The organism is Streptomyces muensis, from assembly GCF_021474425.1.
Lineage (GTDB): Bacteria > Actinomycetota > Actinomycetes > Streptomycetales > Streptomycetaceae > Streptomyces > Streptomyces muensis.
Map to the genome: position 1 here is coordinate 1 of NZ_JAKEIP010000336.1, position 7,519 is coordinate 7,519.

At 71.6% G+C, this 7,519-nt stretch carries 8 protein-coding genes; 5 read left to right on the forward strand and 3 right to left on the reverse strand.

What is annotated here, in order from left to right:
• Window positions 1–28 precede the first annotated feature (28 nt).
• From rsgA to L0P92_RS39940, 3 genes are all read right to left on the reverse strand, one after another.
• The gene (gene rsgA, locus L0P92_RS39930; protein ID WP_234768032.1) at window positions 29–1,039 is read right to left on the reverse strand and encodes a ribosome small subunit-dependent GTPase A; all 1,011 of its coding nucleotides are present in this window, start codon (window positions 1,037–1,039) and stop codon (window positions 29–31) included.
• 12 nt (window positions 1,040–1,051) lie between these two features.
• On the reverse strand, window positions 1,052–2,371 hold the full coding sequence (gene aroA, locus L0P92_RS39935; protein WP_234768033.1) for a 3-phosphoshikimate 1-carboxyvinyltransferase: 1,320 nt from the start codon (window positions 2,369–2,371) through the stop codon (window positions 1,052–1,054).
• A gap of 136 nt (window positions 2,372–2,507) precedes the next feature.
• Window positions 2,508–3,230, reverse strand: coding sequence for a M50 family metallopeptidase (locus tag L0P92_RS39940; protein WP_234768034.1), 723 nt, complete (start codon window positions 3,228–3,230; stop codon window positions 2,508–2,510).
• Window positions 3,231–3,280: 50 nt separating this feature from the next.
• Between L0P92_RS39940 and L0P92_RS39945 the strand changes: the two genes are divergently transcribed.
• The 5 genes from L0P92_RS39945 to L0P92_RS39965 form a co-directional block, all read left to right on the forward strand.
• Complete coding sequence (locus tag L0P92_RS39945; RefSeq protein WP_234768035.1) at window positions 3,281–4,096, forward strand: SOS response-associated peptidase; 816 nt, start codon at window positions 3,281–3,283, stop codon at window positions 4,094–4,096.
• Window positions 4,097–4,115: 19 nt separating this feature from the next.
• Window positions 4,116–4,772, forward strand: coding sequence for an alpha/beta hydrolase family protein (locus L0P92_RS39950; RefSeq protein WP_234768036.1), 657 nt, complete (start codon window positions 4,116–4,118; stop codon window positions 4,770–4,772).
• Between the two features lie 257 nt (window positions 4,773–5,029).
• Window positions 5,030–5,725 (forward strand): RNA polymerase sigma factor SigR, encoded by a 696-nt coding sequence (gene sigR / locus L0P92_RS39955; protein ID WP_234768037.1) that lies wholly within the window; start codon window positions 5,030–5,032, stop codon window positions 5,723–5,725.
• Window positions 5,722–6,024: a mycothiol system anti-sigma-R factor gene (gene rsrA, locus L0P92_RS39960; RefSeq protein ID WP_234768038.1), complete on the forward strand. Its 303-nt coding sequence runs from the start codon at window positions 5,722–5,724 to the stop codon at window positions 6,022–6,024. Before sigR ends, rsrA begins: the two co-directional genes overlap by 4 nt.
• A 107-nt stretch (window positions 6,025–6,131) precedes the next feature.
• Window positions 6,132–7,519: HD-GYP domain-containing protein (locus tag L0P92_RS39965; RefSeq protein WP_234768039.1), on the forward strand; the 1,388-nt coding region annotated here is incomplete at its 3' end.

Below are 7,519 nucleotides of genomic sequence, written 5' to 3' on the forward strand. Positions count from 1 at the left end.
CCCCTTCCCAGGCCCCTCGGTCCCCGCCTCAGTCGCCTTCCGTGCGCTCCCGCGTGGCCAGCAGTCGCCGCAACGAGTACAACCGTGCGGGATCGGCGTGCCCCTCCGCCACCCATTCGTCCAGCGCGCAGTCCGGTTCGTCATGACTGCACGCACGCGGACAGCCTTCGGTTCCCGGTTCCAGGTCGGGGAACGCGTGGATGACCCGCGACGGATCGATATGAGCCAGGCCGAAGGAACGCACACCAGGGGTGTCGATCACCCAGCCGTCCATCACCGTCAGCGGCAGCGCCAGCGCCGATGTCGTCGTGTGCCGCCCCCGACCCGTCACCGCGTTCACATGACCGGTCGAACGCCGCCGTTCCTCCGGCACCAACGCGTTCACCAGCGTCGTCTTGCCCACCCCCGAGTGACCGACGAACGCCGTGACCCGGCCCTCCAGATGCTCCCGCACCCGGTCCGCCGCGCCCCCGGCCGCCAGTTCCTCCCGGCTGGTGACCACATACGGAATGTCCAACGCCCCGTACAGATCGAGGAGTTCGTCCGGTGAGGCGAGGTCCGACTTCGTCATCACCAGCAACGGCTCCAGGCCCCCGTCGAACGCCGCCACCAGACAGCGGTCGATCAGCCGGGGCCGCGGCTCGGGGTCGGCGAGGGCGGTGACGATGGCGAGTTGGTCGGCGTTGGCGACGACCACGCGCTCGTAGGGATCGTCGTCGTCGGCGGTACGGCGCAGCAACGACGTCCGTTCCTCGATCCGTACGATCCGCGCGAGCGTGTCCTTCTTGCCGGACAGATCGCCCACCAGCGCGACCCGGTCCCCGACCACCGCCGCCTTGCGGCCGAGCTCGCGGGCCTTCATCGCCATCACGACCCGGTCCTCGACGAGGCAGGTCAGCCGACCGCGGTCGACGGTGAGGACCATGCCCTCGGCGGCGTCCTCGTGCTTGGGCCGGATGTTCGTACGCGGTCGGGTGTTACGACGGCCGGGACGGGTGCGGATGTCGTCCTCGTCGGTGTGCTTGCCGTAGCGGCGCATGGCGTTACGTCCCTACGCCCCGAGCATCCCGGTCCACAGCTCGGGGAAGTCCGGCAGGGTCTTCGCCGTCGTCGCCACGTTCTCGATCCGTACGCCCTCGACCGCGAGGCCGATGATCGCGCCGGCCGTCGCCATGCGGTGGTCCTCGTAGGTGTGGAAGACGCCTCCGTGCAGTCGGCGCGGGCGGATGTGCAGGCCGTCGGCGGTCTCGGTGACGTCACCGCCGAGTTCGTTGATCTCCTTGGTCAGGGCCGCCAGGCGGTCCGTCTCGTGCAGCCGCAGGTGAGCCACGCCACGCAGGGTCGAGGGGGAGTCGGCGAGAGCCGCCACCGCCGCGACGCCGGGCGTCAGTTCGCCGACCTCGCCCAGGTCGACGTCGATGCCGTGGATCGCGCCCGAACCGGTGAACACGAGCCCGTACTCGGTCAGTTCGCAGGAGCCGCCCATCTCGGTGAAGATCTCGCGCAGCCGGTCACCGGGCTGGGTGGTGCGGCTCGGCCAGTCCGGGACGAGCACCTTGCCGCCGGTCACCAGCGCCGCCGCCAGGAACGGCTGGGCGTTGGACAGGTCCGGCTCGATGGTCAGGTCGCGGCCGAGCAGGGCGCCCGGTGTGACCCGCCAGACGTTCGGCTCGCCGCCCGACTCCGGGGTGTCGACCTGGGCGCCGACCGAGCGCAGCATGTCGACGGTCATCCGGATGTGCGGCATCGAGGGGAGCGAGGAGCCGATGTGGCGGACCTCGACGCCCTGGTTGAAGCGCGGGCCGGAGAGGAGGAGGGCGCTCACGAACTGGGACGACGAGGACGCGTCGATCTCCACCGGGCCGCCGTCCAGGGCACCCCCGCCGTGGACCGTCAGCGGCAGCGCGCCACGGCCGTCGTCGTCGATCCGGGCACCGAGGACGCGCAGGGCGTCGATCACGCCGTGCAGAGGACGCTCGTACGACCTCGGGTCGCCGTCGAAGCGGATGGGGCCGTCGGCGAGCGCGGCGACGGGCGGCAGGAAGCGCATCACGGTGCCGGCGTTGCCGACGTCGACCGTGGCCGGTCCGCGCAGGCCCGCGGGGAGCACGCGCCAGGCCTCGCCGGTGCCCTCGGGGCCCACGCCCTCCTCGATGCCGACGCCCATCGCCCGCAGGGCGCCGGCCATCAGCAGGGTGTCGCGGGAGCGGAGGGGGCGGCGCAGCCAACCCGGCTCCGAGGCGAGGGCTGCGAGGACGAGGGCGCGGTTGGTGACCGACTTGGACCCGGGCACGTGGACCGTCGCGTCGACGGCTCCGCTCGCGTGCGGGGCGGGCCAGAGGGCGGTGGGTGCGGCGGGGTTTTGGGCCATGGGTTCACTTTATAAGGAGGGGGTTGTACAGGCCGTTCTTCGGGTGCGGCGCCGTGGGGGCTGGTCGCGCCCACGCGGCGGAGCCGCAAATCGATACCGCCCCGCGCCCCTGTGTGACTCGCCCCTTCGGGGCTTGTCACACCTCCAAGAGCCACCTTCCCCCGCCTATCAGCGAGCACAACGACACCGCGTGGAACAGGAACAGCCACAGGCCCGCCGGCACGTGCGTCAGTCGCGACAGCTGGTCCGCGTCCGAGTCGCCGGCCCCGCCCCGCGCCCTCTTCGCCTGCAGTTCGAAGGCGGGCCGTACCCCGCCCAGCAACAGGAACCACACCACCACGTACGCGAACGCCGCCTGCACCTGTGGGCCCGTCAGCCAGCTGACCAGCACGAATGTGCCGCCTGTCACGAAGACCGTCAGGGCGCCGTACGCGTTGCGGATCATCACCAGCATCGCCACCAGCAGGGCCGTCGCCAGCCACAGCAGCAGGGTGATGCGGCCCGCGGCCAGCAGGGCGGCGCCGCCCAGGCCCAGCAGCGGGGGAGCCGTGTAGCCCGCGGCCGCGGTGAGGATCATGCCGATGCCGTGCGGCTTGCCGCGGCTGACGGTGAGGCCGCTGGTGTCGGAGTGCAGGCGTATGCCGGTCAGGGTGCGGCCGGTCAGCAGGGCGACCAGGCCGTGGCCGCCCTCGTGGGCGATGGTGATGGCGTTGCGCGAGAGACGCCACAGGACGTGTGGGACGACCACGGTGAGCGCGGCGACCAGCGTGGCGATCACCACCCACAGATCCGGGTCGGGCTGGGTGCCGGCGACCTCGTCCCAGAGGGAGGCGAGCGAGGCGGATGCGGTGCTGTCCATGTGTGGCGATGGCTCCCTGTGGTCGGATGGAATCTGGCAGTGTGGCACGTATGTGCGGACGGTATGCAGCCAGTCGTGGGGCCGAGGATCTCGCAGGAATCTTTGAGATCGAGAAGTGGGAGCCCGAGGAGAGCCTCGAACCCGACTACAACGTGGCTCCGACCAAGGAGGTCCACGTCGTCCTCGACCGTCCCTTGAAAGACGTGGACGACCCGCGCCCGGTTCGGCAGCTGCGCAAGCTGAAGTGGGGGCTGGTGCCCAGCTGGTCCAAGACCCCCGAGAGCGCCTTCAAGATGATCAACGCGCGCGCGGAGACGGTCCACGAGAAGCCGTCGTACCGGCGGGCCTTCTCCTCCCGGCGCTGCGTCATCCCCGCCGACGGCTACTACGAGTGGGTCACCGGCAGGCAGGAGCTGGACCTGGAGCAGGAGGGCCGGCGCAAACGGCCGCGCAAACAGCCGTACTTCGTGCTGCCCGCCGACGGGTCGGTGTTCGCGATGGCGGGACTGTACGAGTTCTGGCGGGACAAGACGCTGCCCGACGAGCATCCGCAGGCCTGGTGGGTGACCTGCTCCGTCATCACGACGGAGGCGGAGACCACCCCGCTGGCCGTCGCGCCCGAGGAGGGCCCGCACACGCTCGCCGAGATCCACCCCCGAATGCCGCTGATGCTCACGCCGGACCGCTGGGACGCCTGGCTGGACCCGTCCCGCAAGGACCCCGAGGAACTGCGCACGCTCCTCACTCCGCCGCCCGCCGGTCTCATGCGCGCCTACCCCGTCTCCACGATGGTCAGCAACGTCCGCAACAACGGCCCGGAGCTGCTGAAGGAGCTGGACGGCCCCGAAGAGGGCACACTCTTCTGATGTGACGGATGCGACGGACATGACGGTTGTGACGACCGAGATCGTTGGCACGGACGCGGGCGACGCCCGCATCACCTGGCACCCGGCTCCGGCCTCGGCCCCGGCCTCGAAGGCCCGGCTGGTCCTCGCCGTGAGCCACGGCGCCGGCGGTGGCATCGAGGCGCGCGACCTGAAGGCGCTCGCCCGGGTCCTGCCGGCCCACGGGGTGACCGTCGCCCTCGTCGAGCAGCCCTGGCGCGTGGCCGGGAAGAAGGTGGCGCCCGCGCCGAAGACCCTGGACGTCGGCTGGCGGGGCCTGTGGCCCGCGCTGACCGCGCCCGGGCTCCCGGTGATCTCCGGTGGCCGCAGCGCAGGCGCCCGCGTCGCCTGCCGTACGGCCGTCGAGCTCGGGGCACACGCGGTGCTCGCCCTCAGCTTCCCCCTCCACCCGCCGGGCAAGCCCGAGAAGTCCCGCGCCGGCGAACTGCTGGGCGCCGGGGTGCCGACCCTCGTCGTCCAGGGCGGGAACGATCCCTTCGGCAAGCCCGAGGAGTTCCCGGACGGCGACTTCGAGATGGTCGAGGTGCCGTACGGCGATCACGGGTTCGCCGTGCCCAAGCGGGCACCCCTCGACCAGGACGAGGCCGTGGCGCTCGTCACGGACGGCGTCGTGAAGTGGGTCGGGTCACTCGGGTAAAGGCCCGGGAATGTCGGGGGCCCGGCCTCTGTTGTGGCGGACACGGGTGCTGAAGCACCAGCGCCGACGCCGTAGGAGAGGAAGTCCGCCGCATGGGTTCGACCTACTGCCCGAGCCGCAGCAGCCGCGCCGACCTGGACTGGACGGTGCTGCACGCGGCCAAGACCACTCCTATTCGAGGGGCGGCAGGTACGGCAGGTCGTCTATCCTCCGATTCAGGTGGGTCCGGATTCGGCCCTGCCCGCAATCTTGAGGAGGTGGGTCCGGTTCCCGGTACCGACGCAGGGACCGACAACGGCCAGGCGGAGCAGCCCGAGGGCCAGGGCATGAGCGTGGACACGTCCGCGGAGACGACCGCCGAGCGCAGCGCGCGCTTCGAGCGGGACGCGCTCGAATTCCTCGACCAGATGTACTCGGCCGCCCTGCGCATGACGCGCAACCCGGCCGACGCCGAGGACCTGGTGCAGGAGACGTACGCCAAGGCGTACGCGTCCTTCCACCAGTTCCGCGAGGGCACGAACCTGAAGGCGTGGCTGTACCGGATCCTCACCAACACCTTCATCAACTCCTACCGCAAGAAGCAGCGTGAGCCGCAGCGGTCGGCGGCGGAGGAGATCGAGGACTGGCAGCTCGCGCGTGCCGAGTCGCACATGTCGACCGGCCTGCGCTCCGCCGAGTCGCAGGCGCTCGACCACCTGCCCGACTCGGACGTGAAGGAAGCGCTCCAGGCGATCCCCGAGGAATTCCGCATCGCCGTGTACCTCGCCGATGTCGAGGGCTTTGCGTACAAGGAGATCGCGGACATCATGGGGACACCCATCGGTACGGTGATGTCCCGGCTGCACCGGGGCCGCCGTCAACTGCGCGGCATGCTGGAGGACTACGCCCGTGAGCGCGGGCTGGTCCCGGCCGGCGCCGGAGAGTCGAACGAAGCGAAAGGCTCGGGCTCATGAGCTGCGGAGAGCCGCACGAGACGGACTGCAGTGAGGTACTCGATCATCTCTACGAGTTCCTCGACAGTGAGATGCCGGACGTCGATCGCGACAAGTTCAAGCAGCACTTCCGGGAGTGCTCGCCGTGCCTGGAGAAGTACGGGCTCGAAGAGGCCGTGAAGAAGCTCGTCAAGCGTTGCTGCGGACATGACGACGTGCCGACCGACCTGCGGGCCAAGGTGCTGGGACGGCTCGATCTGATCCGCTCGGGCCAGGCCGTGCCCGACCACGACGTGACGGCGACGCCGCAGGAATCCTGAACGCACGGCCGTCACTCGAACGTGCTAATCCCGCCGTCCTGGACTGCGGACCTCCCCTGCCCGCCCTAGGGTCCCGTGCTTGAAGCGCGTTGCCGGGGAGGGGCGTTATGGAGGCGACACCCGGGGCGACATCCCCACAGGTCCGTGGCTACGTCGTCTGTGTCACCCTCGGCGCCCTGTTCTGTCTGCACACGCTGCCGACGACGCCCACCCCCTGGTGGGCGCCGGCCCTGCTCGCCGCGCTGTACGCCGGCGGCGCGTGGCTGTCCGGCTCGTTCTATCCCGTGCTCCTCGCCGGAGCCTTCCTGCTGCCCCCGTCCGCCGCCGCACTGGTCGCGGTGCCGGGGGCGCTGATCGCCCCGGTCGCCGGCCGACCGGACCTGCTGCGACGGGTGTGGCGGGCGGCCCAGCTCGTGATCGCCGTGTGGGTGGCCGCCCGGGTGCACTGGGCGCTCGGCGAGCACGACGCCGTACAGGCGTCCGACTTCCCGTACGCGCTCGCGCCCGCCGGGGCCGCGGTGCTGGCGTTCTGCCTCGTCCTGACGGTGCTCGACGGCGGGATCCTGAAGCTGGCCGACCGCGTGCCCGCACGGCGTGCATGGCGAGGGCTGTTCCTGCGCTCGCTCGCGCCGATCGCCGTGCACGGCCTCGCCGGGCTGATGATGGCCGTGCTGTGGCGCAGTCCGTACGGCCCGGTCGCCGCGCTGCTCGTGCTGCTGCCGATGTGCGTGTCGTGGTGGGTGTTCGCCCAGTACCACCGGGAACGCGCGGCCCACCAGGCGACCATCCGGGCGCTGGTCCAGGCCGTCGACATCAAGGACGGCTACACCCGGGGCCACAGCGAGCGCGTCGGACAGGCCACGATGATGATCGCGCGTGAGCTGGGCATGGCCGACGAACGCGTCGAGGTGCTCCGCTTCGCCGGGATCCTGCACGACGTCGGGAAGCTGGGCGTGCCGACGCGGCTGCTGCGCAAGGACGGGCCGCTCACGCCCGAGGAACGGCGCGTGATCGAGCTGCATCCCGAGTACGGGCACGAGATGGTCCGGGGGATCTCCTTCCTCGGCGAGGCCCGGGCCGCCGTACTGCACCACCATGAGCGGCTGGACGGGACCGGGTACCCCTACGGGCTGGCGGGCGGTCAGATCCCGGAGTCGGCGCGGGTGGTGGCGGTCGCGGACGCGTTCGACGCGATGACGTCGAACCGGTCGTACTCGAGGGCCCGGCCCGTGCCCGTCGCCCTGCGGGAGTTGGAGAAGTGCGCGGGCTCGCACTTCGACCCCCGCATGGTCACCGCCCTCGTCCGAGCCGTGGACCAGCAGGGCTGGCATCCCGCCGTCACCGCCGACGCGCCGCCGGCACCCACGCCCCGGGCACCTCGGCCCCCGCCCCCGCGGGCGCGGCCCTGGCCGAGGCCCCCCACGCCCCCCCGCCCCCCACCCCCCCCCCCACCCCCCCCCCCCCCCCCCCCCCCCCCCCCCCCCCCCCCCCCCCC